This is a genomic window from Nocardioides lijunqiniae, assembly GCF_015024225.1.
Taxonomy (GTDB): Bacteria; Actinomycetota; Actinomycetes; order Propionibacteriales; family Nocardioidaceae; genus Nocardioides; species Nocardioides lijunqiniae.
This window is the reverse complement of record NZ_JACJGM010000041.1, coordinates 1-23,842: the sequence shown is the minus strand read 5'-3', so window position 1 is coordinate 23,842 and position 23,842 is coordinate 1. Positions and strand designations below refer to the sequence as shown.

Annotated in this window: 21 protein-coding genes; 16 read left to right on the top strand and 5 right to left on the bottom strand. The window is 73.8% G+C overall.

Annotated elements, in window-relative coordinates:
- The first annotated feature begins 12 nt into the window (after positions 1–12).
- Genes mltG through IRQ30_RS20270 form a run of 7 tightly spaced genes read left to right on the top strand, consistent with a single transcriptional unit; the run spans position 13 to position 5,931 of the window.
- A complete protein-coding gene (gene mltG / locus IRQ30_RS20300; protein ID WP_193614718.1) occupies positions 13–1,182 on the top strand; it encodes an endolytic transglycosylase MltG in 1,170 nt (389 codons plus the stop codon).
- Positions 1,183–1,185: 3 nt separating this feature from the next.
- Positions 1,186–1,995 carry a shikimate dehydrogenase gene (locus tag IRQ30_RS20295; RefSeq protein WP_193614717.1) on the top strand — a complete coding sequence of 270 codons (810 nt, stop codon included), beginning with the start codon at positions 1,186–1,188 and terminating at the stop codon, positions 1,993–1,995.
- On the top strand, positions 1,992–2,699 hold the full coding sequence (locus IRQ30_RS20290; RefSeq protein ID WP_193614716.1) for a prepilin peptidase: 708 nt from the start codon (positions 1,992–1,994) through the stop codon (positions 2,697–2,699). The genes IRQ30_RS20295 and IRQ30_RS20290 overlap by 4 nt, the downstream gene beginning before the upstream one ends.
- A gap of 40 nt (positions 2,700–2,739) precedes the next feature.
- On the top strand, positions 2,740–3,918 hold the full coding sequence (aroC, locus tag IRQ30_RS20285; protein WP_193614715.1) for a chorismate synthase: 1,179 nt from the start codon (positions 2,740–2,742) through the stop codon (positions 3,916–3,918).
- The gene (locus IRQ30_RS20280; RefSeq protein ID WP_476703682.1) at positions 3,915–4,409 is read left to right on the top strand and encodes a shikimate kinase; all 495 of its coding nucleotides are present in this window, start codon (positions 3,915–3,917) and stop codon (positions 4,407–4,409) included. Before aroC ends, IRQ30_RS20280 begins: the two co-directional genes overlap by 4 nt.
- Positions 4,406–5,506 carry a 3-dehydroquinate synthase gene (gene aroB, locus IRQ30_RS20275; protein ID WP_193614714.1) on the top strand — a complete coding sequence of 367 codons (1,101 nt, stop codon included), beginning with the start codon at positions 4,406–4,408 and terminating at the stop codon, positions 5,504–5,506. Before IRQ30_RS20280 ends, aroB begins: the two co-directional genes overlap by 4 nt.
- A complete protein-coding gene (locus IRQ30_RS20270; RefSeq protein ID WP_193614713.1) occupies positions 5,503–5,931 on the top strand; it encodes a type II 3-dehydroquinate dehydratase in 429 nt (142 codons plus the stop codon). Before aroB ends, IRQ30_RS20270 begins: the two co-directional genes overlap by 4 nt.
- A 775-nt stretch (positions 5,932–6,706) precedes the next feature.
- Here IRQ30_RS20270 and IRQ30_RS20265 read toward each other — a convergent pair.
- Entirely contained in the window at positions 6,707–7,366 is a 660-nt protein-coding gene (locus IRQ30_RS20265; protein WP_338089804.1) for a class I SAM-dependent methyltransferase, read from the bottom strand.
- 60 nt (positions 7,367–7,426) lie between these two features.
- Here IRQ30_RS20265 and IRQ30_RS20260 point away from each other — a divergent pair, with 60 nt between their 5' ends.
- Entirely contained in the window at positions 7,427–9,511 is a 2,085-nt protein-coding gene (locus IRQ30_RS20260; protein WP_193614712.1) for an acyl-CoA dehydrogenase family protein, read from the top strand.
- A 9-nt stretch (positions 9,512–9,520) separates the two neighbouring features.
- Here IRQ30_RS20260 and IRQ30_RS20255 read toward each other — a convergent pair whose 3' ends face one another.
- The 3 genes from IRQ30_RS20255 to IRQ30_RS20245 all read right to left on the bottom strand — a co-directional run bounded on the left by IRQ30_RS20255 (position 9,521) and on the right by IRQ30_RS20245 (position 13,724).
- Positions 9,521–11,974 carry an ATP-binding protein gene (locus IRQ30_RS20255; RefSeq protein ID WP_193614711.1) on the bottom strand — a complete coding sequence of 818 codons (2,454 nt, stop codon included), beginning with the start codon at positions 11,972–11,974 and terminating at the stop codon, positions 9,521–9,523.
- Positions 11,971–12,345 (bottom strand): response regulator transcription factor, encoded by a 375-nt coding sequence (locus IRQ30_RS20250; protein WP_193614710.1) that lies wholly within the window; start codon positions 12,343–12,345, stop codon positions 11,971–11,973. The genes IRQ30_RS20255 and IRQ30_RS20250 overlap by 4 nt, the downstream gene beginning before the upstream one ends.
- Positions 12,346–12,491: 146 nt before the next feature.
- Positions 12,492–13,724: an alpha/beta hydrolase gene (locus tag IRQ30_RS20245; protein WP_193614709.1), complete on the bottom strand. Its 1,233-nt coding sequence runs from the start codon at positions 13,722–13,724 to the stop codon at positions 12,492–12,494.
- A gap of 60 nt (positions 13,725–13,784) precedes the next feature.
- Here IRQ30_RS20245 and IRQ30_RS20240 point away from each other — a divergent pair, with 60 nt between their 5' ends.
- Entirely contained in the window at positions 13,785–15,248 is a 1,464-nt protein-coding gene (locus IRQ30_RS20240; protein ID WP_193614708.1) for a WS/DGAT/MGAT family O-acyltransferase, read from the top strand.
- Positions 15,249–16,297: 1,049 nt separating this feature from the next.
- On the opposite strand, the gene IRQ30_RS20235 is transcribed toward IRQ30_RS20240, so the two are convergent.
- Complete coding sequence (locus tag IRQ30_RS20235) at positions 16,298–17,206, bottom strand: alpha/beta fold hydrolase (RefSeq protein ID WP_338089803.1); 909 nt, start codon at positions 17,204–17,206, stop codon at positions 16,298–16,300.
- Between the two features lie 149 nt (positions 17,207–17,355).
- On the opposite strand from IRQ30_RS20235, the gene IRQ30_RS20230 reads away from it, so the two are divergent.
- The 7 genes from IRQ30_RS20230 to IRQ30_RS20200 form a co-directional block, all read left to right on the top strand.
- Entirely contained in the window at positions 17,356–19,536 is a 2,181-nt protein-coding gene (locus IRQ30_RS20230; protein ID WP_193614707.1) for an acyl-CoA dehydrogenase family protein, read from the top strand.
- Positions 19,533–20,042 (top strand): FAS1-like dehydratase domain-containing protein, encoded by a 510-nt coding sequence (locus IRQ30_RS20225; protein WP_193614706.1) that lies wholly within the window; start codon positions 19,533–19,535, stop codon positions 20,040–20,042. Before IRQ30_RS20230 ends, IRQ30_RS20225 begins: the two co-directional genes overlap by 4 nt.
- Positions 20,039–20,443 (top strand): Zn-ribbon domain-containing OB-fold protein, encoded by a 405-nt coding sequence (locus tag IRQ30_RS20220; RefSeq protein WP_193614705.1) that lies wholly within the window; start codon positions 20,039–20,041, stop codon positions 20,441–20,443. The genes IRQ30_RS20225 and IRQ30_RS20220 overlap by 4 nt, the downstream gene beginning before the upstream one ends.
- Positions 20,440–20,850, top strand: coding sequence for a MaoC family dehydratase (locus IRQ30_RS20215; protein ID WP_193614704.1), 411 nt, complete (start codon positions 20,440–20,442; stop codon positions 20,848–20,850). Before IRQ30_RS20220 ends, IRQ30_RS20215 begins: the two co-directional genes overlap by 4 nt.
- The gene (locus IRQ30_RS20210) at positions 20,847–22,019 is read left to right on the top strand and encodes a thiolase C-terminal domain-containing protein (RefSeq protein WP_193614703.1); all 1,173 of its coding nucleotides are present in this window, start codon (positions 20,847–20,849) and stop codon (positions 22,017–22,019) included. The genes IRQ30_RS20215 and IRQ30_RS20210 overlap by 4 nt, the downstream gene beginning before the upstream one ends.
- The gene (locus tag IRQ30_RS20205; RefSeq protein ID WP_193614702.1) at positions 22,016–22,477 is read left to right on the top strand and encodes an MOSC domain-containing protein; all 462 of its coding nucleotides are present in this window, start codon (positions 22,016–22,018) and stop codon (positions 22,475–22,477) included. The genes IRQ30_RS20210 and IRQ30_RS20205 overlap by 4 nt, the downstream gene beginning before the upstream one ends.
- 12 nt (positions 22,478–22,489) lie before the next feature.
- Positions 22,490–23,842 (top strand): helicase-related protein (locus IRQ30_RS20200; RefSeq protein WP_193614701.1); only part of this gene is annotated, 1,353 nt, incomplete at its 3' end.

Below are 23,842 nucleotides of genomic sequence, written 5' to 3'. Positions count from 1 at the left end.
GTGAATGGCCCCGTGGACGACCGGACCGAGAGCGACGAGGGCTCCTTCGTCGACGAGGTCTACGAGGCCCCCGCCGGCGGCGCGCGCCGCCGCAAGCGCCGTGGTGTCTCCGGCTGCCTGCCCGTGCTCGTGGTCCTGGCCGTGGTCGCCGGGCTGCTCTACTTCGGCGTGACCCGCGGGATGGACTTCCTGGAGGACCAGTTCGGCGAGGCCGAGGACTACCCCGGCCCGGGGTCGGGCCGGGTCACCTTCCAGGTCGTGAGCGGCGACAGCGTCGCCGACATGGGCCGCAACCTCAAGGAGGCCGGCGTCGTCGCCTCCGTGGACGCGTTCACCGCGGCCGCCAGCTCCAACCCCGACGCCACCAGCATCCAGGCCGGCTACTTCTCGCTCCAGAAGGAGATGAAGGCCTCCGACGTCGTCGAGGTCCTGGTCGACCCCGACAACGTCAACAAGGGCGTCGAGAAGGTCACCTTCCCCGAGGGGCTGACCGTCGACCAGACCGTCGAGACGCTCGCGGAGAAGACCGACTTCAAGGTCAAGGGCATCCGCCGGGCCCTCGAGGACGCCGACGCGCTCGGGCTGCCCGACTACGCCGACGGCAACCCGGAGGGCTACCTGTTCCCGGCGACGTACATCGTCGCCCCGGGGTCCACGCCCGCCGACCTCCTGCGCCAGATGGTCGACCGGTGGAAGCAGGCCGCCGAGGACGCCGACCTCGCAGGCGCGGCCGAGCGGCTGGGCTACACCGAGGCCGAGCTGATGACGATCGCCAGCCTCACCGAGGCCGAGGCCCGGCCCAAGGACATGGCCAAGGTCGCGCGGGTCATCTACAACCGCATCGAGAACGAGGGCACCGCCGGCACGATCGGGCTGCTCCAGATCGATGCGACCGTCAACTTCGCGCTGGGCCGCAACCTCGGCGTGGCCATCACCAACGAGGACAAGGAGGTGGACTCGCCCTACAACACGCACAAGTACAAGGGCCTGCCCCCCGGTCCCATCGAGGCGCCCGGCGACGCGGCCATCAAGGCGGCGACCAACCCGGCCAAGGGCGACTGGTACTACTACGTCACGGTCGACCTCAAGACCGGCGAGACCAAGTTCGCCGAGTCCTACGACGAGTTCCTCGACTACAAGGCCGAGTTCACCGAGTACTGCACCACGTCCGACGCCTGCTGAGCCGTGAGGTGCGCCGTCCTGGGGGACCCGATCTCCCACTCGCTGTCCCCGGTGCTGCACCGGGCCGGCTACGAGGCGCTCGGCCTGGACTGGACCTACGACGCCGTCCGGGTCGGGCTGGGCGGGCTCCCGGAGCTGCTGCACAGCGGTGAGTGGAGGGGCTTCTCGCTGACGATGCCGCTCAAGCGGGAGGCCGTGCCGCTCGCCGACGACGTCACCGACCGCGTCGGGCTGGTCGGTGCGGCCAACACGCTGGTGCTGGCCGAGGGGCGGGTGCTGGCCGACAACACCGACCTGCCGGGCGCGGTGGCCGCCGTCCGCGAGCGGTACGACGGTCCGGTGCGGGCCGGCACGGTGCTGGGCGGGGGTGCGACCGCGGCCTCGACCGGGCTGGCGCTGTGCGACCTGGGGGCCACGACGGTCACGGTGCTCGCCCGGTCGGCCGAGCGCGCGCGGGAGACCCTGGACGCGATCGCCCGCCATCCCTCCGGACCGGAGGTCCGCGTCGGCTCCCTCGGGGACGTGCCGAGCGGGGAGGTGCTGGTCTCCACGGTCCCCGCCGCCGCGCAGACCGCCGAGCTGGTCCGGCTGGCCGCGGACGTGCCGGTGCTCTTCGAGGTGCTCTACGACCCGTGGCCCACGCCGTTGGCGGCGAGCGCGGGGTCGCGGCCCCTCGTGAGCGGCCTCGACCTGCTGGTGCACCAGGCCGCCCTCCAGTTCGAGCTGTTCACCGGCGTCACCGCGCCGCTGGACGTCATGCGGGCCGCGGGCGATCGCGCCCTGGCGGCGCGCACGGTGCGGCCGGGGCCGTGACCGAGGCCCCGGCCAGCCTCTTCCTGGTGATGGCCGCGTGCTGCGCCCTGGGCCTGCTGGTGCCGGACCTGGTGCGACGGGTGCCCGAGCCGGCCCCCGAGCCCGGCGAGCTGCTGCCCAAGGAGACCTACGCCGCCGTCGCGGCGCGGCCGGGCCTCGCCGCGAAGGCCGCGCTGGCCGCCGCCCTCGCCGGCGCGGTCATCGGCGCGGTCGTCGGCCCGCAGTGGCCGCTGCTCTACCTCGTCCCGCTCGTGCCCATCTGCGTGGCGCTTGCGGTGATCGACTGGCGGACAAGGCTGCTGCCCACGACGGTGATCGCTCCGACGTACGTGCTGACCGTGGTGCTGGTGCTCGCCGCGGCCGCCCTCACCGGCGACGTCGACGCCCTGCTGCGGGCCGGCTGGGGCTGGCTGATCGCCGGCGGGTCGTTCTTCCTGCTGTGGTTCGTGCACCCCTCCGGGCTCGGCTACGGCGACGTGCGGCTGTCCGGGATCCTCGGCATCGCGCTGGGCTACCTCGGCTGGGGCGAGCTCCTCGTCGGGCTGTACGCCGGCTTCCTGCTGGGCGGCGTCGGCGGCGGGGTGCTCGCGCTGCTGCGCGTCGTCGAGCGTCGGGCCTTCCCCTTCGGTCCCTTCATGCTCGTGGGCGCCCTGGCGGGCATCGCCGTGGGGGAGCCGGTGCTGCGCAGTCTCGTGGAGGGGTGACCGGCGCAGCGTCCGTGGCGGTCAATGAAAGACTGCCTCCATGCTGCGTTGGCTCACCGCGGGCGAGTCCCACGGCCCGTCCCTGGTCGCGATCCTCGAGGGGCTCCCCGCCCATGTGCGGGTGACCTCCGACGACATCGCCGACTCCCTCGCCCGACGGCGCCTCGGCTACGGCCGCGGCGCCCGTATGAAGTTCGAGCAGGACCAGGTGACGATCACCGGCGGCGTGCGCCACGGGCTCACCCAGGGCGGACCGGTGGCGCTGCAGGTCGGCAACACCGAGTGGCCCAAGTGGGAGCGGGTCATGTCGGCCGACCCGGTGGACCCCGCCGAGCTGGAGTCGATGGCGCGCAACGCCCCGCTGACCCGGCCGAGGCCCGGCCACGCCGACCTGGCGGGCATGCAGAAGTACGACTTCGACGACGCCCGCCCGATCCTCGAGCGCGCCTCGGCGCGCGAGACCGCGGCCCGGGTGGCCCTGGGCCGGGTCGCCACCAACTTCCTCGAGCAGGCCGTCGGCGCCCGCGTCGTCTCCCACGTCATCGAGCTCGGCGGCGTGCGTGCCCCCGACGGTCTCTGGCCCGAGGCCGACGACGTCGCGCGCCTCGACGAGGACCCGGTGCGCTGCCTGGACCCCGACACGTCGGCGGGGATGGTCGCGGCCATCGACCAGGCGCACAAGGACGGCGACACCCTCGGCGGCGTCGTCGAGGTCGTCGTCCACGGGCTCCCGCCGGGGCTGGGCTCCCACGTCCACTGGGACCGTCGCCTCGACTCGCGCCTCGCCGGCGCCCTGATGGGCATCCAGGCGATCAAGGGCGTCGAGGTCGGCGACGGCTTCGCGCTCGCCGCCACGCCCGGCTCGCTGGCCCACGACGAGATCGTGCCGACCGACGACGGCATCCGACGTACGTCGGGACGCTCCGGCGGCACCGAGGGCGGGATGACCACCGGCGAGGTGCTGCGGGTCCGCGCGGCCATGAAGCCGATCGCCACCGTGCCGCGCGCGCTGCGCACCGTCGACGTCACGACCGGGGAGGCCACGGTGGCCCACCACCAGCGCTCCGACGTGTGCGCCGTCCCGGCCGCCGGGATCGTGGCCGAGGCCATGGTCGCGCTGGTGCTCGCGGACGCCGTCGTGGAGAAGTTCGGCGGCGACTCGGTGCAGGAGACCCGGCGCAACGTGGAGGGCTACCTCGACGCCCTGAGGTACCGGTGAGCGTCGTCCTCGTCGGCCCCATGGGGGCGGGCAAGTCGACCGTCGGCCCACTGCTCGCCGAGGCGCTGGGCGTGACCGCGCGCGACGTCGACGTCGAGATCGAGGCTCGCGAGGGGCGCGCGATCTCCGACATCTTCGTCGACTCCGGCGAGGAGCACTTCCGCGCGCTCGAGAAGGCCGCGGTGGCCGCGGTGCTGGCCGAGCACGACGGCGTCGTGTCGCTGGGCGGCGGCGCGGTCCTCGACCCCGACACCCGCGAGCTGCTGGTCGACCACCAGGTCGTCTTCCTGCGCGTGGGCCTCTCCGAGGCGGTCAAGCGGGTCGGCCTGGGCACCGGTCGTCCGCTGCTGCTCGGCAACGTGCGCTCGCGCATCAAGGCCCTGCTCGACGAGCGGGCTCCCGTCTACACCGCCGTCGCCGACCTGACCGTCGACACCGACCAGCGCTCCCCGGGGGACATCGTGGCCGAGATCGAGAAGGCGCTACCGTGAGCGCCACCGTGCTGCACGTCGGCGGCGCGTCGCCGTACGACGTGGTGGTGGGCGAGGACCTTGCCGAGCGGCTGCCGGCCATCCTGGGCGAGGACGTCCAGCGGGTGGCGCTGCTCTTCGCCGGCGCGCTGGGGGAGCAGGCCGAGCCGGTGCTGGACGCGCTGCGCGAGCACTACGACGTCCTGGCGCTCGGGCTGCCCGACGGCGAGCGGGCGAAGACCTCCTCGGTCGCCAACGATTGCTGGGAGGCCCTGGGCGAGGCCGGCTTCACCCGATCCGACGCCGTCGTGACCTTCGGCGGCGGCGCCACGACCGACCTCGGCGGCTTCGTCGCCGCCACCTGGCTGCGCGGGGTCCGCGTGGTGCACGTGCCGACGACGCTGCTGGCGATGGTGGACGCGGCCGTCGGTGGCAAGACCGGCGTCAACACCGCCGCCGGCAAGAACCTCGTCGGCAGCTTCCACGAGCCCGCCGGCGTCCTGTGCGACCTGCGCCTGCTGGCGTCGCTGCCGCGCGAGGAGCTGGTCGCCGGCCTCGGCGAGGTCGTCAAGTGCGGCTTCGTCGCCGATCCCGAGATCCTGCGGCTGGTCGAGACGACCGAGCCCGAGGCGCTGACGGCCGGCTCCGACGTCCTGCGTGAGCTGGTCGAGCGGGCCATCCAGGTCAAGATCGACATCGTGGTCACCGACCTCAAGGAGACCGGCGGCAGCGACGGGCACCCGGGCCGCGAGGCGCTCAACTACGGCCACACCCTGGCCCACGCGATCGAGCGCTCCGAGGACTACGCGATCCGCCACGGCGAGGCGGTCGCCATCGGCGCTGTCTTCGCCGCCGAGCTGGCGCGCGCCGCCGGCGTGCTCGCCCCGGAGGTCGCCGACCGGCACCACACGGCGTTCTCCCGGGTCGGGCTGCCGACGACGTACGACGGCGCCGGCTTCGACGAGCTGCACGCCGCCATGGCGGTCGACAAGAAGTCCCGAGGCTCGCAGCTGCGGTTCGTGGTCCTCGAGGACGTCGGGCGCCCGGTCATCCTGGCCGGCCCCTCCGAGGAGCACCTGCGCACCGCCTTCGGCGTGGTGACGGGCGGCCGGCCGTGAGGGTGCTCGTCCTCAACGGGCCCAACCTGGGCCGCCTCGGGCGGCGCCAGCCCGAGATCTACGGGACCACCACGCACGCCGAGCTCGCCGACCTGTGCGTCGGGTGGGGCGCCGGCCTGGGCCTGGAGGTGGAGGTCCGCCAGACCAACCACGAGGGCCAGATGCTCGACTGGCTCAACGCCGCCGCCGACGACGGCGACCCGGTGGTCCTCAACGCCGCCGCCTGGACGCACTACTCCTACGCGATCCTGGACGCCTGCGCCCAGCTGACCGCGCCGCTGGTCGAGGTGCACATCTCCGACCCGCACCAGCGCCCCGAGGAGTTCCGCCACCACTCGGTCGTCACGCCGTACGCCGTCGAGGTGGTCGCCGGCCTCGGGGTCGACGGCTACCGCATCGCGCTCGAGCGCGTCGCCGGAGGCTAGCGCAGGCACGCCCCGCCTCCGGTGGTCGAGCAGCGAGGAGCGCCAGCGACGAGCGCCCGTCGAGACCCCGTGACCCGACCGCCGCGCTGATCCCACGGTGGTTGAGGTGCGAGCGCAGCGAGCCTCGAAACCACCTGATGTGTGCGGGGCTGGTGTTGGCCCGCGCGCTAGCAGCCCGGGTCTCGGCGTCAAGGAGCTTCGCCCGCTTCGCGGCGCCCTTCGGGCGTCCTTGACTCCGAGCCTCTCCCGGGCTGCTGGGACGGCGCACGGGCGGCGGCGGCTTCGCCGCGCCGCCCGCAAACAGCGCGGCCCCTGCTTATCGGTCACCAGCGTCGGCAGTTCGCGCCTCACGCCGAGCTAGCCACGCTCGGCCGGGCCGCGGTGGTGACCAACTGCCGACGCTGAGTGTCGGTCGTCGCACCACCAGCCACACCAACCCCACCAGAGGGGTGCCGCGCTTTGCGCGGGCGGCGCGGGCGAAGCCCGTGTCGCCCCGTGCGCCGTCAAGCCGGTCGAGAGAGGCTCCGGGTCAAGGACGCCCGAAGGGCGCCGCGAAGCGGGCGCCGAAGGCGATCCTTGAGGCGGAGACGCGACCGGCTAAGCGCGCGGCACCCCAGTCCGGCCCCGAGCAGACAACCAGAGGTGCAGGGGTCTCGACGCGCGCTCGTCGCTGGCGCTCCTCGCTGCTCGACCACCGGTGCGGTGCGGCGGGCGTGGTTTCGAGGCTCGCTGCGCTCGCACCTCAACCACCGACCACTGTGGCGCTGAGGCTCGGTCAGCCGACGGGGGTGCCGGGGTCGCCGGAGGTGCGGGTGAGGACGCGCATGGAGCCACAGACGTCGGACTCGGCGAACGAGCCGCTCGTCAGGGCGCGCTGGAAGACGTGGTACGGCGCCTGGCCGCCGTCGGCGGGGTCGGCGAAGACGTCGTGGATGACCAGCGCACCGCCGGGCAGCAGCCAGTGCGCCCAGCCGGCGTAGTCGTTCTGGGCGTGGACCTCCGCGTGCCCGCCGTCGATGAAGAGCAGCGACAGGGGGGTGCGCCACAGCTGGGCGACGGTGGTGCTGCGGCCGACGACGGCGACGACCTGCTCCTCCAGCCCGGCGGCGGCGATCGTGCGGCGGAAGACCGGGAGCGTGTCCATGAGGCCGAGGTCGGCGTCGACGAGCGTGGGGTCGTGGTGCTCCCAGCCGGCCTGGTTCTCCTCCGAGCCGCGGTGGTGGTCGACGGTGACGACGGTGCCGCCGACCTCGCGGGCCGCGGCGCCGAGGTAGACGGCCGACTTGCCGCAGTAGGTGCCGACCTCGAGCGCGATGCCGTGGGGGAGCCGCTCCCGGGCCACCCGGTGCAGCAGGTCGCCCTCGTCCTCGGGCATGAAGCCCTTGGCGGCGAGGGCGTGGGCGAGCAGGTCCGCGGGCATGCTGGTGTCGGGCACGGGCCGCACTCTAGGATATGGAACACGTTCTAGTTTTCTGCCGCCACGGAAGGGCGCCGCATGTCGATCGGGATCGCGGACGAGCACGTCGAGCTGGCCGCCAGCCTGCGCAAGTGGGCCGCGTCCCTCGACGGCCCGGCGGCCGTCCGTGCCGCCGCCGACGACCCGGCGGCGACGTTCGACGACGTGTGGCGCGCCGTGGGCGAGATGGGGGTCGCCACGATCGGGGTGCCGGAGGCGGCCGGGGGCGGCGGTGGCAGCGTCCTCGACGTCGCGGTGGCGCTCGAGGCGAGCGCCCACGAGCTGGTGCCGGGGCCGTTGCTGTCGACCGCCGTGGCGGCGGCGCTGCTGGGGGAGACCGCCGGGCTCGCCGAGGCGCTCGCCCAGGGCGCGCGCTGCGCGCTGGCGCTCAACCCGCGGCTCGAGGTCGTCTGGGACGCGCCGGGCGCCACCCACCTGCTGGTCCCCGACGACGCGGAGCACTGGCACGTCGTGCCCGTGTCCGCAGCCCAGGTGACATCGGCTACCGGGATCGATCTCAGCCGGCGCGTGGGCTCGGTCAGGGCCGACCTCGCGGCCGACGGCGTCGTGCCGGTGCCGGGCCTCACCGCCGACGTCGTACGGCGCACGGCCGTCACCTTGGGCGCGGCCGAGGCGTCGGGCATCGCGCGCTGGTGCGTGCAGACCGCGACCGACTACGCCAAGGTGCGCGAGCAGTTCGGCCAGCCGATCGGCGCCTTCCAGGCGGTCAAGCACCTCTGTGCGGAGATGCTCGAGACTGCCGAGGCGGTGACGGCCGCCGCGTGGGACGTCGCCTCCGTCGCCTTCGGCGAGGACGACGACCAGTGGGCCTTCGCCGCCGACGTCGCCGAGGCCATCGCCCTCGACGGCGCCGTCGCCGTCGCCAAGAGCTGCATCCAGGTGCTGGGCGGCATCGGCTTCACCTACGAGCACGACGCCCACCTCTACCTCCGCCGCGCCCTCACCCTGCGCGCGCTGGTCGGGGACGCCGACGCCGCGGCCGAGCGCCTGACGGCGCGTGCCGTCTCCGGCGTACGCCGCACGGTGCGCGTCGACCTCGGCGGGCGCGACGAGCCGATCCGGGCCGAGCTCGCCGCCCGGGCCGACCGGGTCGCGGCGGCCGACGACCAGCGGGCCGCGCTCGTGGAGACCGGCCTCCTAACCCCGCACTGGCCCGAGCCCTACGGCCTCGGCGCCGACCCGGTGTCCCAGATCGTCATCGACCAGGAGCTCGCCCGAGCGGGCGTGACCCGGCCCGACACCGTCATCGCCGGTTGGGCGCTGCCGACGATCCTGGAGCACGGCACCGAGGAGCAGCGCGAGCGCTTCGTGCGGCCCTCCCTCCTCGGAGAGCTCGTGTGGTGCCAGCTGTTCTCCGAGCCTGGCTCGGGCTCCGACCTGGCCTCGCTGCGCACCCGGGCCGAGAAGGTCGAGGGCGGCTGGCGGCTGACCGGCCAGAAGGTCTGGACCTCCGTCGCCGAGCGCGCCGACTGGGGCATCTGCCTGGCTCGCACCGACCCGGACGTGCCGCAGCACCGGGGCATCGGCTACTTCCTGGTCGACATGCGCAGCGAGGGCATCGAGGTGCGACCCCTACGGGAGATCACCGGCCAGGCGCTGTTCAACGAGGTGTTCCTCGACGACGTCCACGTGCCCGACGACTGCCTCGTCGCCGAGCCGGGCGACGGCTGGCGGCTGGCCCGCACGACCCTGGCCAACGAGCGCGTCGCCATGGCCACGAGCCGGCTCGACAAGAGCGTGGAGCGGGCGGTGACGCTGGCCGCCGACGCCCTGACCGACTCCCAGCGCGTGCGCGTGGGCCACGCCGTCGCGCTCTCGACCGTCTGCTCCCTGCTCGGGGTGCGCTCGACGCTGCGATCGCTGGCGGGTCAGGGCCCGGGCGCCGAGTCCAGCGTCGCCAAGCTCCTCGGCGTTCGCAACCGCCAGGACAGCGCCGAGCTGGTCGTCGAGCTGCTCGGCGAGCGGGTGGTGCTGACCGACGACGAGGACGTGCGGGCCGCGGTGTGGGAGATGCTCAACACCCGCTGCCTGTCCATCGCCGGGGGCACCACCCAGATCCTGCGCAACGTCGTCGGCGAGCGGATCCTCGGGCTGCCGCGCTGACGCGGTCCCTCAGCGCGGGGGGAGGCGCGGCAGCGAGATCCGCACGGTCGTGCCGTCGCCGGGCTGGGAGACCACCGTGACCGTGCCCGCGTGCGCCTGCACGATCGTCCGCACGATCGCCAGCCCGAGGCCGGTGCCCGGGATCGACGCGCGGACCGCGCTGCTGGCCCGGAAGAAGCGCTCGAAGAGCCGCCCCTGCTCCTCCAGCGGGATGCCGATGCCGGTGTCCTCCACCGTGACGACGGCCCAGCCGGCGTCCCGGGCCGCGCCCTCCTGGCCACCACCGTCGGTCTCCATCCGGATGCGCACCTCGCCGTCACCCGGAGTGAACTTCAGGGCGTTGGAGACGACGTTGACCAGGGCCCGCTCCAGCTGCGCGGCGTCACCCAGCACCCGGACGGGGTCCCCGGGCGGCAGGCTCAGGTCGACGGACAGCCCCGCCTCGGCGAGCGGCTCGGTGCCCTCGACGACCCGCACCAGGAGCGCACCCAGGTCGAGCGGCTGGTGGTGGGCACTCTGGGCGAGCGACTCGGCCCGCGACATGGTCAGGATGTTCTCGATCAGGCCGAGCAGGCGCTGGCCGGCCCGGCTGCCGCGGCGCAGCACCTCGCGCTGCCGGTCGTTGACCGGGCCGACGACCTCGGAGGCCAGGATCTCGTTGAACCCCATGATGCTCGTCATGGGCGTGCGCAGCTCGTGGCTCACCGTCGCCAGGAAGTCCGACTTCGACCGGTCCAGCCGCTCGAGCTCCTCGACGGCCCTGCGCTCCTTCTCCAGCGCCGCGCGCAGCGCCTCCTGCGCCAGCGCGCGCTCCGTGACGTCCTCGCTGACCTGCAGGTAGCCGAGGAGCTCTCCACCGGCGTCGCGCAGCGGGGTGACGTTGACGTTGACCCGCAACCGTCGCCCGTCGGCGCCCACCAGCGTCCAGTCGCCAGCGACCGGAGCGCCGTGCTCGGTCTCGTCCGCGCGCTCTCGCAGCTCGTCGGCGTCGTAGAGGTCCACCAGGTGGCGCCGGCCCACGAGGTCGGAGGGCGCGTAGCCCAGCAGCCGCCGGGTGCCCCGGTTGACGTACGTCGCCAGCCCGTCGCGGTCGGTGGCGATGATCGAGGTGCCGGTGGTCGCATCCAGCAGGGCGGCGCTGAACCGCAGCTCCTTCTCGAGCGAGCGCTGCGCCACGCGCTGCGCGGTGAGGTCCACGAGCTGGGCCACCACGAGGTCGCCCGAGGAGGTGTCGGGCACCCATGAGAGCGCCAGCCGCACGCACCTCGGCGGCTCGGTCCCGAGCCACAGCTCGTGCTCCCAACCACTGCGCCGACCCGCGGTCATCTCGAGCGCGGCATCGACCACCAGGCCGCCGTGCGGGCCCAGCACCTCGACCCAGTCGCGCTCCAGCAGATCGCTTCGGCGGAGGCCGAGCAGCTCGCCCGCGGGCTCGTTGAGGTCCAGCACCTGGAGCCCGCCGTCGGTCGGGCGCAGGAGCAGCGTGGCGATGACGGACTCGGTCATGCTCCGGCGGTAGGTCTCGCCGACCGCCACCGCCTCGCGCAGGGCCGCCCGCCGCTGGCTCACGTTGAGGGCCAACGGCAGCGAGACCAGCGCGATCACCACGAGGTCGAGCTGGACGAGGGCGTCGCGCAGGCGAGCGGAGACGTCGGCGTCGGACCCGAACGGCCCGCCGCCGCCCGTGGCGAGCGCGGTGACGATCAGGCCCGCGGCCAGGGCCTCGAGTGCCAGGGCGCGTGGTGAGAGCACCTGGGCGCCCCACACGAGCAGGGGCAGGGGCAGGAAGGCCAGGGGCAGCGACTGGCCGGAGTGGTGGACCAGCGCGAACGCGCTCAGGGTCGCGACCACCTGCACGACCTGCAGCACCCGGGGGTCGTCGCTCAGCCGCGCCTGAGGGTCCCCGACCATCAGGGCCAGCGGCAGGATCAGCAGGGTGGCCGCCCCGTGGGCGGCCGTGACATTGGTCCAGGTCACGGCGAAGGAGCCCTCCAGCGCCACCGTGACGGTGCAGGCCACCAGTGTGCCGGCCGTCATGGCGCCGGCCCCGATGGCGACCAGTACGCGCGGCAGGTCCTCGGGTGCGCGCATCGGCACGAGGGGCGACCGTGGCGACCGTCCGGCCCCGAGGACCAGCGCGAGGACCAGGCTCTCGGCGGCGTTGGCGAGCCCGAAGAGGGCCGCGATCTCCGGGCTGCGACCCTCGAGGGCGTTGGCGACGCCCGTCACGACCAGGATGCCGACGAGCAGCGCCGGCCAGTGGCGAGCGGGGCTGAGGACCACCATCGCCGAGCCGACGCCGGCCGCCGGCCACCAGGTGGCGACGTCGGAGTCCGGCGGGGCGAAGTGCACCGAGAGCACCGCGAGGACGAACACGGCGACGTAGCCGAGCGCCACGCCCGGAAGTCCCCTTCCTGCCACCAGGGCCGTCGGGGTCGACGGCGCCCACGGGGTCAGGGTCACGAAGGGCGCCCCTCGAGCAGCCGCTGCACGGCCTGAGTGAGCGCCGGGATGGTGAAGGGCTTGGTGGCGTAGGAGTCGGCCCCGGACGCGAGCCCGGCCGCGACGTCCTCGGGGTCGGCCATCGCCGAGAGCATCAGGATCAGGGGCTCGGCCAGGGGTGGTGTGGCACGGACCCGGCGCGCGACCTCGAGACCCGACATCTGCGGCATCGACACGTCGAGCACCATCAGGTCGACCCGCTCCTCCGCGAGCACGCCGAGCGCGGCCGGACCGTCGGAGGCGGTGAGCACCTGGTGCCCGGCGATGCCCAGGGCGAGGGACAGCAGCTCGCGGATGTCCTCGTCGTCGTCGACGACCAGCAGCCTGGCCATGGCGCGCCTTCCTGGTCCGGTCTGGTCCGGTACGACGCCGAGCCTTGCCGCCCGGTGGTGAGGGGGCGGCAGTGCCGGTGGGGTCCCGGTGGGGGGTGCCGGTAGGTGCAGGGTAGACCGTGAGGAGCGTCTGCGAGCGCAGAACGTCAGGCCGACGCGCGATCGTGTCGGTAGGAGCTCCAGTGCCAGTGCAGGTAGCGGTCGATGGCGCGCACGACGTGGGACGAGCGGATCGACGGGAAGACGTCGAAGGCGTGCTGCGCTCCGGGCAGCTCGGCGTAGACGACCGAACGCCGTGACACCTCGCGGAGCCTGGCCACGAAGAGCCGCGCCTGGTCGACGCCGACGAGCGTGTCGCGGCTGCCGTGGACCACGAAGAAGTCCGGGGCTTCGGGGGTGATGCGCAGCAGCGGGGATGCGGCCTCGAACAGCTCGGGGTGGTCCTGCCAGCGGGTGCGCAGGACCCGCCTGGCCAGGAAGCCGTCACGCATCCGCTCGGCGCTCCTGAGGCCGGTCGAGCCGGCGAGGTCGTAGACGCCGTAGTGCGGCACCGCGCACCGCACCGAGGTGTCGGCGTCCTCGAAGCCGGGCTGCCATCCCTTGTCGTCGGCGGTGAGCGCGGCCAGCGAGGCGAGGTGCCCGCCCGCCGAGCCGCCGGTGATGGCGACGTAGTCGGGGTCGCCGCCGTAGGAGGCGATGTTCTCCTTGATCCAGGAGATGGCCTGCTTGACGTCGACGACCTGCGCCGGGAAGGGGTCGCGCGGCGCGAGTCGGTAGTTGATCGCGACGCACACCCAGCCCTTGGCGGCCAGGTGCTGCATCAGCGGGATGCCCTGCTGCTCCTTGGTGCCGATGCTCCAGCCGCCGCCGTGCACCTGCAGCAGCACCGGCGCGCCCTCGACCGGGCTGGACGCGGGGGAGTAGACGTCGAGCAGGCCGCGCCGGCCGTGCTCGTTGTAGGCGATGTCGCGGTCGACGCGCACCTGCGCCGACCGCATCCGGAACGGGTAGGCGAGCCTGCGCCACGGCACGGCGAGGTCCGCCGGCGTAGGCACGGCGTCGAGCTGCTCGACGTACTCGGCCCCCAGGGCCTCCGTCAGCGAGTCCTCCGCCACCTCGCGCACCCGCCGGGCCTGGCCGACCAGGAAGGCGAGCCCGGCCGCGCTCAGGCCGGCCAGCGCGAGTCCCACCGGATCGCGCCGACGGCCGCGTGCGTGGGTGGCCGCGTCGGCCGCCGTGAGCGCCAGCACGTGCGGGGCGAGCTCGCCGGTCAGCCATCCCGCGAAGAACGCCGGGATGCCCATCTCGAAGCCGGGGACCGGCCTGATCGCGTTGGCGGTAAGCGCGGCGGTGACGACCTGGCGGCGACGGAACCCCATAACCAACAGGCTAGTGCAGCGTTTAGAACACGTTCCACTTTCGACACCTAGGATGCCGCCATGGACCGCCTGTCAGGACTCGACGCCAGCTTCCTGTACCTCGAGACGCCGGCCCAGCTCATGCACGTGTGCGGGCTGATCGTCCTGGACCCCGCCACCATCCCCGGCGGCTACTCCTTCGCCGCCATGCAGGCCGGCATCGACCGGCAGGTGCGGGACGTCCCGGCGTTCACCCGCAAGCTGCGGCGCGTCCCGATGAACCTCGACCACCCGATCTGGGTGCGCGACCGGCAGTACGACATCGAGCGCCACGTGCACCGGCTCGCGCTGCCGGCGCCAGGAGGCTACGAGGAGCTGGTCTCGCTGGCCTCGCACCTCGCGGCGCTGCCGCTGGACCGCTCCCGCCCGCTGTGGGAGATGTGGGTGATCGAGGGCTACGAGGACGGCGACAAGGTCGTGGTCTTCTCCAAGATGCACCACGCCACCGTCGACGGGGTCTCGGGGTCCAACCTGATCTCCCACCTGTGCGCGCTGGAGCCCGACGCCGCCCCGATCGCGCAGTCCAGCGAGGAGCGCCACGGTCGGGAGCCGGGCGCGCGCGAGCTGCTCGGCCGGGCCGTGCTCACCAACCTCGCGCTGCCCGTGCACGCCGCGAAGATCGTGGCGCCGACGGTCACGGGCGTGGCGCGCACCCTGAGCCGGGTCCGGGCCGGCACGGCGATGGCCGCGCCCCTGACGGCGCCGCGGACGTCGTTCAACGGCACCATCACCGGTCACCGCACGATCGGCGTGGTCGACGTGGGCCTGGAGGAGGTGCGCGCGGTCAAGACGGCCACGGGGACGACCGTCAACGACGTCGTGCTGGCGCTGGCCGGGGGTGCGCTGAGGTCCTACCTCGAGGAGCGCGGCGAGCTGCCGGACAGCTCGCTCCTGGCCTCGGTCCCGGTCAGCGTGCGCGAGGAGTCGCGCCGCGAGGGGGGCGCCAACAAGGTCTCGACCCTCTTCGCCAAGCTCGGCACCGACGTCGAGGACCCCCTCGAGCGGCTGGAGGAGCTCGCGGAGACCAACCGCCACGCCAAGGACCACCACCAGGCCATCAGCGCGGACGCCCTCCAGGACTGGGCGGAGTTCGCGGCGCCGCGGACCTTCGGTCTCGCGGTGCGGGCCTACGCCGGGCTGCGGCTCGCCGAGCGGCACCCGGTGGTGCACAACCTGGTCATCTCCAACGTGCCGGGCCCGCCCGTCCCGCTGTACTTCATGGGAGCCGAGATCCTCGGCCTCTACCCGCTCGGTCCGGTCTTCCACGGGGCCGGCGTCAACATCACGGTGTTGTCCAACAACGGCCGGCTCCACGTCGGGGTGATCGCCTGCCGGGAATCCATGCCCGACGTCGAGGCGCTGGTGCGGCACTTCCCGACCGAGCTCGCCAAGCTCACCGAGGCCGTCCGGGCACCCGAGGAGGTCACCCCGATCAAGCGGGCGCGTGCCCGCCGCACGACGAGGGCGGCAGCAGCAGCGGAGTGAACGGGGCGGGGCGGTCCAGACCGTTTCGGTGACAGTGTCGTACCTGCCAGAGCGGACTCCCGCGAGCCGACCGCCGACCGAACCCACGCCTCCGGTGGTCGAGCGCCCGTCGAGACCCGGTGAGCCGTAAGCCGAGCCGACCCCGCGGTGGTTGAGGTGCGAGCGCCAGCGAGCCTCGAAACCACCCACCGGTGGTCGAGCAGTGAGGAGCGCCAGCGACGAGCGCCCGTCGAGACCCGGTGAGTCAACCGCCGAGCTGACCCCACGGTGGTTGAGGTGCGAGCGCAGCGAGCCTCGAAACCACACCGCCGGTGGTCGAGCAGTGAGGAGCGCCAGCGACGAGCGCCCGTCGAGACCCGGTGAGCCGACCGCCGAGCCGACCCCACGGTGGTTGAGGTGCGAGCGCAGCGAGCCTCGAAACCACACCGTCGATGCGGGGCTGGTGTCGGCCCGCGCGCTAGCAGCCCGCGTCTCGGCGTCAAGGATCGCCTTCGGCGCCCGCTTCGCGGCGGCCTCCGGCCGTCCTTGACTCCGAGCCTCTCCCGGGCTGCTGGGGCGGCGCACGGGCGGCGGCGGCTTCGCCGCGCCGCCCGCAAACAGCGCGGGCCCCGCCTATCGGTCATCCACGTCGGCAGTTCGCGCCTGACCCCGGCCTCGCCGCGCTTGGCTTGGCCGGCGCAGCGCCCAACTGCCGACGCTGAGTGCAGGTAGACGCACCACCAGTCACACCAGCCCCACCAGGGGTGCCGCGCATTGCGCGGGCGGCGCGGGCGAAGCCCGTGTCGCCCCGTGCGCCGTCAAGCCGGTCGCGAGAGGCTCCGGGTCAAGGACGGCCGCAGGCCGCCGCGAAGCGGGCGAAGCTCCTTGAGGCGGAGACGCGACCGGCTACGCGCGCGGCACCCCAGTCCGGCCCCGAGGAGACAGCCAGAGGTGCAGGGGTCTCGACGGACGCTCGTCGCTGACGCTCCTCGCTGCTCGACCACCGGAGACGTGGTTTCGAGGCTCGCTGCGCTCGCACCTCAACCACCGGGTCGGGGTCGGCGCTCGGCTCACCGGCACCGCGCGGAGTCACGGCGCCGGGCGTCGACGGTGTTGGCCGCCTCGACGACGACCGGGACGAAGCTCTCCGCCTCCAGGACGCACATCGCGTGGCCGCCGTCGACCTCGTGGACGGTGGCGCCGGGGATGGCCCGGGCCAGGCCGATCTGGCGGCGCGGGGGGATGACGCGGTCGCGGGTGCCGACCACGACCGCGGTGGGCACGTCGATGCGGCTCAGCCAGGGACGCGAGTGGTGGCGTCCGAGGGCGGCGAGGGCCTGGCCCACGGCCCACGGGCTGGTGCTGCGGAACTCCCGGATCGCCCACTCGTGGATGTCGGAGGGCGCCATGTCCAGGGCGCGGGCAGCGGCCCGCGCCGCGGTGAGCGCGGTGCGCGAGCGCGAGATGCCCCGGGTCCCCACCATGGAGGCCCCCATGCCGGCGAAGAAGACTTGCTCGGCGGGGTTGAGCCGGAAGCGGTCGGTGGTGGCGCAGAGCACCAGCCCCTGGATCCGGTCGGGGTGCTGGCGCCACACCCGCTGGGCGACGATCGAGCCCATCGAGTAGCCGCCGACGACGACGTCCTCGAGCTCGAGCGCGTCGATGAGCGCCGCGACGTCGTCCGCGCAGTCGCGCAGCGAGAACTCGTCGCTGCGGATGCCCTGGCCGTGCCAGCGCTGGTCCATGGTGACCACCCGAAAGCGCCGCGACAGCGGGCCGATCGAGGGGTACCACGTGAGCAGGCCGGTGCAGCCGAGCGCGTGCAGCAGCACCAGCGTGGGGGACTCGGGAGTGGGGCCCGGGGTGTCGGTGACGTACGTCGACCCGCCGCGCCCGGGCAGCTCGACCAGCCGACCCGGGGGGATCCGCGCCCACGGCATGTAGACCCGGTTGCGCAGCACCTCGCGCGGTGAGAACACCCCTGCCCCGTCCCTCCGTCGCGGTCGAGCCTCTGCCGCGTCGACCGTGGCCACCTAGACTAGAACAGGTTACAGTTTCGCGGAGGCGGCGGCCCCGAGAGCGGCCCGCCGACCCGATCCTCGCGATCCCGACACGGCAGGAGAACCACGTGGGTGCGGACGGTTTCACCCCGGCGGACCAGGAGTCCGTCGCGGCGGTGCGCTCGGTCATCGAGCAGGCCCTCGAGCGCGACGCCGACTGGGCGGCGCTGGCGGCCGCCGGGATGCTCGGCCTCGCGGTGCCGGAGGCCCACGGCGGCGAGGGTCTCGGCCTGGCCGAGGTCGGCGTGCTCCTGCGCGAGACCGGTGCCCGGGCGGTGCACCTGCCGGTGTGGGAGACCCTCTGCTGCGGCACCCTCACCATCGCCGCGACCGGCTCGGAGGCGCAGCAGGCGCTGCTGGCCGGTGTCGCGACGGGCGAGGTGATCCTCACGCCCGCCCTGCGCGAGGTCGGCGTCGGCGTCCTGGACCGCCCCGCCACGACGTACGCCGACGGCCGGGTCACCGGCCGCAAGATCGGCGTCACCTACGCCGCGGACGCGGCGCGACTGCTCGTGACCGCCCTCGACGGCGACGAGGTCGTCGTCGCCCTGGTCGACCCGTCCGAGCCCGGCGTCACGCTGCTGGAGTCCGGCTCGTCGGCGCGCCGCGCCACCCACACGGTCGTCCTGGACGGCGCCGCCGGCGAGCTGCTCGGCCCCGACGCCGCGCGGGTCCTGACCGAGCACGCCGTGGCCGGACTGGCGATCACGGCCGCCGGGCTGGTCGCCGGGGCCCGCGACCTGACCGCCGGCTACATCAAGGGACGCACCCAGTTCGGGCGGAGCCTGGCGGAGTTCCAGGCCGTGGCCATGCAGATCGCCGACGTCTACATCGCCTCCCGCACCCTCGACCTCGCCGCCGACAACGCTGCCTGGCGGGTGCGGGAGGGCCTCGACGTGACCGACGACCTCGCGGTGGCGGCCTACTGGGTCTGCGCCGAGGCTCCTCCCGCGCTGCGCACCTGCCACCACCTGCACGGCGGCATGGGCGTCGACGAGACCTACCCCCTGCACCACTACTTCTCGTGGGTCACCGACATCGTGGCCACCCTCGGTGCCCTGCCGTCCGACGTGCCGCTCGAGGACCCGACGACCAAGAACCTCGAGCTCACCGCCGAGCAGCGCGCGCTCAAGGCCGAGCTGCGCGCCTACTTCACCAACCTGGCCTCGCACGACCAGCACCTCGACATGGGCAAGGACCGGCACGGCCCGACCTACCAGCGCGTGGTCAAGCAGATGGGTGCCGACGGTTGGATGGGCGTCGGCTGGCCCAAGGAGTACGGCGGTCACGGGCTGGGCGAGGTCGAGCAGACGATCTTCGCCAACGAGGCGCAGCACGCCGACGTGCACCTGCCGGCGGTGACGCTGCAGACGGTCGGCCCGACCCTGATCCGCTACGGGACGGAGAGGCAGAAGGAGCTGTTCCTCGAGCGGATCCTCAAGGGCGACGTGCACTTCGCGATCGGCTACAGCGAGCCCGACGCCGGCACCGACCTGGCGTCGCTACGCACGACGGCGAAGCGGGACGGCGACCACTTCATCGTCAACGGGCAGAAGATGTGGACCACCGGCGGCCACCAGGCCGACTACGTCTGGCTGGCGGTCCGCACGGACACCGACGCCCCCAAGCACCGGGGCATCTCGATCCTCATCGTGGACACGAAGGACCCCGGCTACTCGTTCACGCCGATCATCACCGCCGACGGCTCCCACCACGTCAACGCGACCTACTACAACAACGTCCGCGTCCCGGTGGACATGCTCGTCGGGGAGGAGAACCAGGGCTGGAAGCTGATCACCACCCAGCTCAACCACGAGCGCGTCATGCTCGGCCCCGCCGGCCGCATCGAGGGCCTGCGCGACCGGATCGTCGACTGGGCCACCAAGGCCGGCGTCATCGACCGGCCCGACGTGCGCGACGTCATGGGCCGCGTCACCGCGGTGTTCCGCGTCAACGAGCTGCTCAACTGGGAGGTCGCCCGCGCCGGGGAGGCCGGGGAGATCTCGGTCGGCGACGCCTCCTCGTCCAAGGTCTTCGCCGCCGACCAGGTGCAGCACCTCGCGGCCGACCTGGCCGGCATCGTGCACCGCTACGGCGACCCGGCCGAGGAGGAGACCAAGCACCTGCTCGACTACCTGGACGGCCAGGCCAAGCGCAACCTGGTGCTGACCTTCGGCGGCGGCGTGCAGGAGGTGCAGCGCGAGCTGATCGCGATGTTCGGCCTCGGGCTGCCGCGGGTGCCCCGATGACGGGAGCGTCCCACGACGAGATCATGGCCGAGGCCGAGCGCATCCAGGCCCTCGGCGAGGCGTCGGAGTCGCGGGCGCCGTACCCCGTCAACCAGCCGACGATCGGCGCCTGGCTGGACGCGATGGGCTACGACAACGACCGCTTCCGCACCGGTGAGGCCCCGCCGTCGATGGCGCAGGTCTGGACGATGCCGGGGCTGGGGCGCAAGCGACCGCCCGAGGACCCGCTCAGCCGGATGACGGAGTTCCTGACCGAGGCCGGCTACACCGCCGTGCTGGGCACCAACTGCGAGCAGAGCTACGAGCGCTACCTACGGGTCGGCGAGGAGCTGAGGGTCACCAGCGCACTCGACTCGGTGGTCGGCCCCAAGCGCACCGCCATGGGCGAGGGCTACTTCGTGACCTCGCGCAACACCTGGTACGTCGACCACCCCGACGGGCGCCGCGAGGCCGTGGCGACCATGCTCTTCCGGGTCCTGAAGTTCGTCCCGAAGGAGACGCCATGACCGTGCGCCCCATGGTCGGCCGCGACTCGCAGTTCTTCTGGGACGGCACCGCCGAGCGCGAGCTCCGCATCCAGACCTGCAACGCCTGCGGGGTCCTGCGCTTCCCGCCCGGCCCGTCCTGCCCCGAGTGCGGCGCCTTCGACCGCGGCCACGTCGTCGCGGCCGGCACCGGCACCGTCTTCTCCTACGTCGTCCACCGCCACCCCCCGGTCCCGGGCAAGGAGCTGCCGATCGTGCTGGCGCTCATCGACCTGGACGAGGGCGTGCGGATGGTCGGCGAGGTGACGGACGCTCTGTCGGACGAAACGGGGGACGCCGAGATCGAGATCGGGATGCGCCTGCGCGTCGACTTCAACCGCGTCGACGACCAGTTGACGCTGCCCGTGTGGAGGAAGGCATGAGGACCCTGACACCCGGCGAGCAGCTGCCCGAGTGGAGCCTGCCGATGACGCCGACGACGATCGTGAGCACCGCGATCGCCACCCGCGACTGGCAGGACGTCCACCACGACCGCGACGTCGCCCAGGCGGCGGGGTCAAAGGACATCTTCCTCAACATCCTGACCAGCAACGGCCTGGTGGAGCGCTACGTCGTCGACTGGCTCGGCCACGACGCCGAGCTGAAGGGGATCGCGATCCGTCTCGGCGCCCCCGCCCATCCCTACGACACGCTGACCTTCCGCGGCACCGTGGAGTCGGTGCAGGACGGCGTCGCGACCATCGCGGTCGTCGGCTCGGTGTCGCTGGGCGACCACGTCACCGGCACCGTGCGGGTGTCGGCCCCGGTGATCGAGGAGCGAACGGAGTGAGCGTCTCGAGATCCCTGTCGGGCGCGGCCGCGATCGCCGGCATCGGCGCGACCGAGTTCTCCAAGGCGTCGGGACGCTCCGAGCTCCAGCTCTCGGTCGAGGCGGTGCGCCACGCGCTGGCCGACTGCGGGCTGACTCCCGCGGACGTCGACGGCCTGACGACGTTCACGATGGACACCTCCTCCGAGATCGCCGTCGCCCGCGAGCTCGGCATCCCGGAGCTGCGCTTCTTCAGCCGGATCAACTACGGCGGTGGCGCGGCCTGCGCGACCGTGCAGCAGGCGGCGATGGCGGTCGCGACCGGCGTCGCGGACGTCGTGGTCTGCTACCGCGGCTTCAACGAGCGCTCGGAGAGCCGCTTCGGCCAGTTCTCGCTCGCGGCCGCCACCCAGGTCAACACCAACGGGCTCGACAACGCCTGGACCTACCCGATGGGCCTCGGCACGCCCGCGGCGACGGTGGCCATGCAGGCGCGCCGCTACATGCACGAGTACGGCGCCACCTCGCGCGACTTCGGCGCGGTCGCGGTGGCCGACCGGCGCCACGCGGCGACCAACCCCGATGCCTTCTTCTTCGGCAAGCCGATCACGATCGAGGACCACCAGGCCTCGCGGATGATCGCCGACCCGCTGCACCTGCTCGACTGCTGCCAGGAGAGCGACGGCGCCGTGGCCCTGGTCGTGGTGTCGGCCGAGCGCGCGCGTGACCTGGCCCAGACGCCGGCCGTGATCGCGGCGGCGGCGCAGGGCAGCGGCGCCGACCAGTTCGTGATGACGTCCTACTACCGCGACGACATCGGCATCCCCGAGATGGGCGTGGTCGGCCGCGAGCTGTGGCGCCAGTCCGGGCTGACGCCCGACGACATGCCGATGGCGATCCTCTACGACCACTTCACGCCGTACGTCCTGATGCAGCTGGAGGAGCTCGGCTTCTGCGGTCGCGGGGAGGCGCCCGGCTTCGTCGCCGACGGCGCGATCGAGGTCGGCGGGCGGCTGCCGCTCAACACCCACGGCGGTCAGCTTGGCGAGGCCTACATCCACGGCATGAACGGCATCGCCGAGGGCGTGCGCCAGATCCGCGGCACGTCGGTCAACCCGGTCGAGGCCCCGCACGTGCTGGTCACCGCGGGCACCGGCGTCCCGACGAGCGGGCTTATCCTCTCGGCGTGAGCCCTGCGCCGACCGACCAGCCCGGGCCGGTCGTCGCCGCGCTGCACGTGGCGAAGGGGCGGCGGCTCCCGACTCGGTCGGTGCCCCAGGTGGAGATCGTGGCCGCGCGCGGCATCGTCGGGGACCGCTACGAGGGCTCCAAGCACCGCCAGGTCAGCATCCAGAGCCAGGAGGCGCTCACCGAGGCCGAGGGGATCTTCGGCGCCCCGATCGACCCCGGCCTGACGCGCCGCAACATCACGGTGTCCTCCGGCGTCGTCCCGCGCGACCCCGGCAGCCTGATCCGCATCGGCGACGTGCTCCTCGAGGTGGTGCGCGTCGCGGCGCCGTGCAAGCTGCTCGACGACACCATCGGGCCCGACGCGCAGGTCGCGCTGCGTCGCCGCGGCGGGTCGATCTGCCGGGTGCTGGAGTCGGGGCTCGTGACGGTGGGGGACGCGGTCGACCTGTCGGCGTGACAGGCTGCGACCGTGCCCGAGGACCCGATCGCCCGGCTGCTGGCGCGGCCGCCCGATCTCCCGGTGGCCGCAGGCCTCGCGGACGTGCTCGACGCGGTACGGCGCAGCGGGGTCGCCGTCGTGCAGGCGCCGCCCGGATCGGGCAAGACCTCCCTGGTGCCGCCGGCCGTCGCCTCGCTCGCACCGGGCCGCGTCGTCGTCACCCAGCCGCGCCGGATCGCGGCCCGCGCGGCCTCCCGCCGGCTCGCGCACCTGCTGGGCGAGCCCGTCGGCCGGACCTCGGGCCACTCCGTGCGTGGGGACCGGCAGACGAGCGACGCGACGCGCGTGGAGTTCGTGACCACGGGCGTCCTGCTGCGCCGGCTCCAGCGGGACCCGGCGCTGCCGGGGGTCGCGGCGGTGGTGCTCGACGAGGTGCACGAGAGGCAGCTCGACTCCGACCTCGCGCTCGCGCTGCTCGTCGACGTGCGCGAGCACCTGCGCGACGACCTGACCGTGGTCGCCATGTCGGCCACCGTCGAGGCCGAGCGCACGGCGGCCGTCCTCGGCGGCGCCTCGCCCGCGCCGGTCGTCGACGTGCCCGGCTCCCTGCACCCGGTCGAGACGCTCTGGAGCCCGCTGCCCAGCGGGGTGCTCCGCCTCGACGACCGCGGCGTCACCCCCCGCTTCCTCGACCACGTCGCCGCGACCACGCGCCGGGCGCTCACCGAGCGGACCGGCGACGTGCTGGTCTTCGTGCCCGGCGTCGCCGAGGTCGCCGGCGTCGTACGCCGCCTGGCGGACGTCGACGCCGAGGTGCGGCCGCTGCACGGTCGGCTGCCCCACCGCGAGCAGGACTCGGCGCTCACGGCGGGCGCGGGACGCAGGGTCGTCGTGTCCACGGCGGTCGCCGAGTCGTCGCTGACCGTCCCCGGGGTGCGCAGCGTGGTCGACGCCGGGCTGTCGCGCGAGCCGCGCACCGACCACCGCCGGGGGCTGGCGGGGCTGGTCACCGTGCGCGTCAGCCGGGCGAGCGCGGCGCAGCGGGCCGGGCGCGCCGGGCGCGAGGCGCCGGGAGCGGCCTACCGCTGCTGGTCGCCTGCCGAGCACGAGCACCTCGCGGACCATCCCGCACCGGAGGTCGCGACGGCCGACCTGACGTCGTTCGCGCTCGAGCTGGCGGTGTGGGGGAGCCCCGAGGGCAGCGGGCTGGCGCTGCTCGACCCGCCGCCTGCCCCAGCGCTCGCCGCCGCGAGGGAGACGCTGACCGGCCTCGGCGCCGTCGACGGGGAGGGCGCCGTGACCGACCGCGGGCGCGCCATCGCCCGCGTCGCGGTCGATCCCCGGCTGGCCCGCGCGCTGCTCGACGGCGCCGAGCTGGCCGGC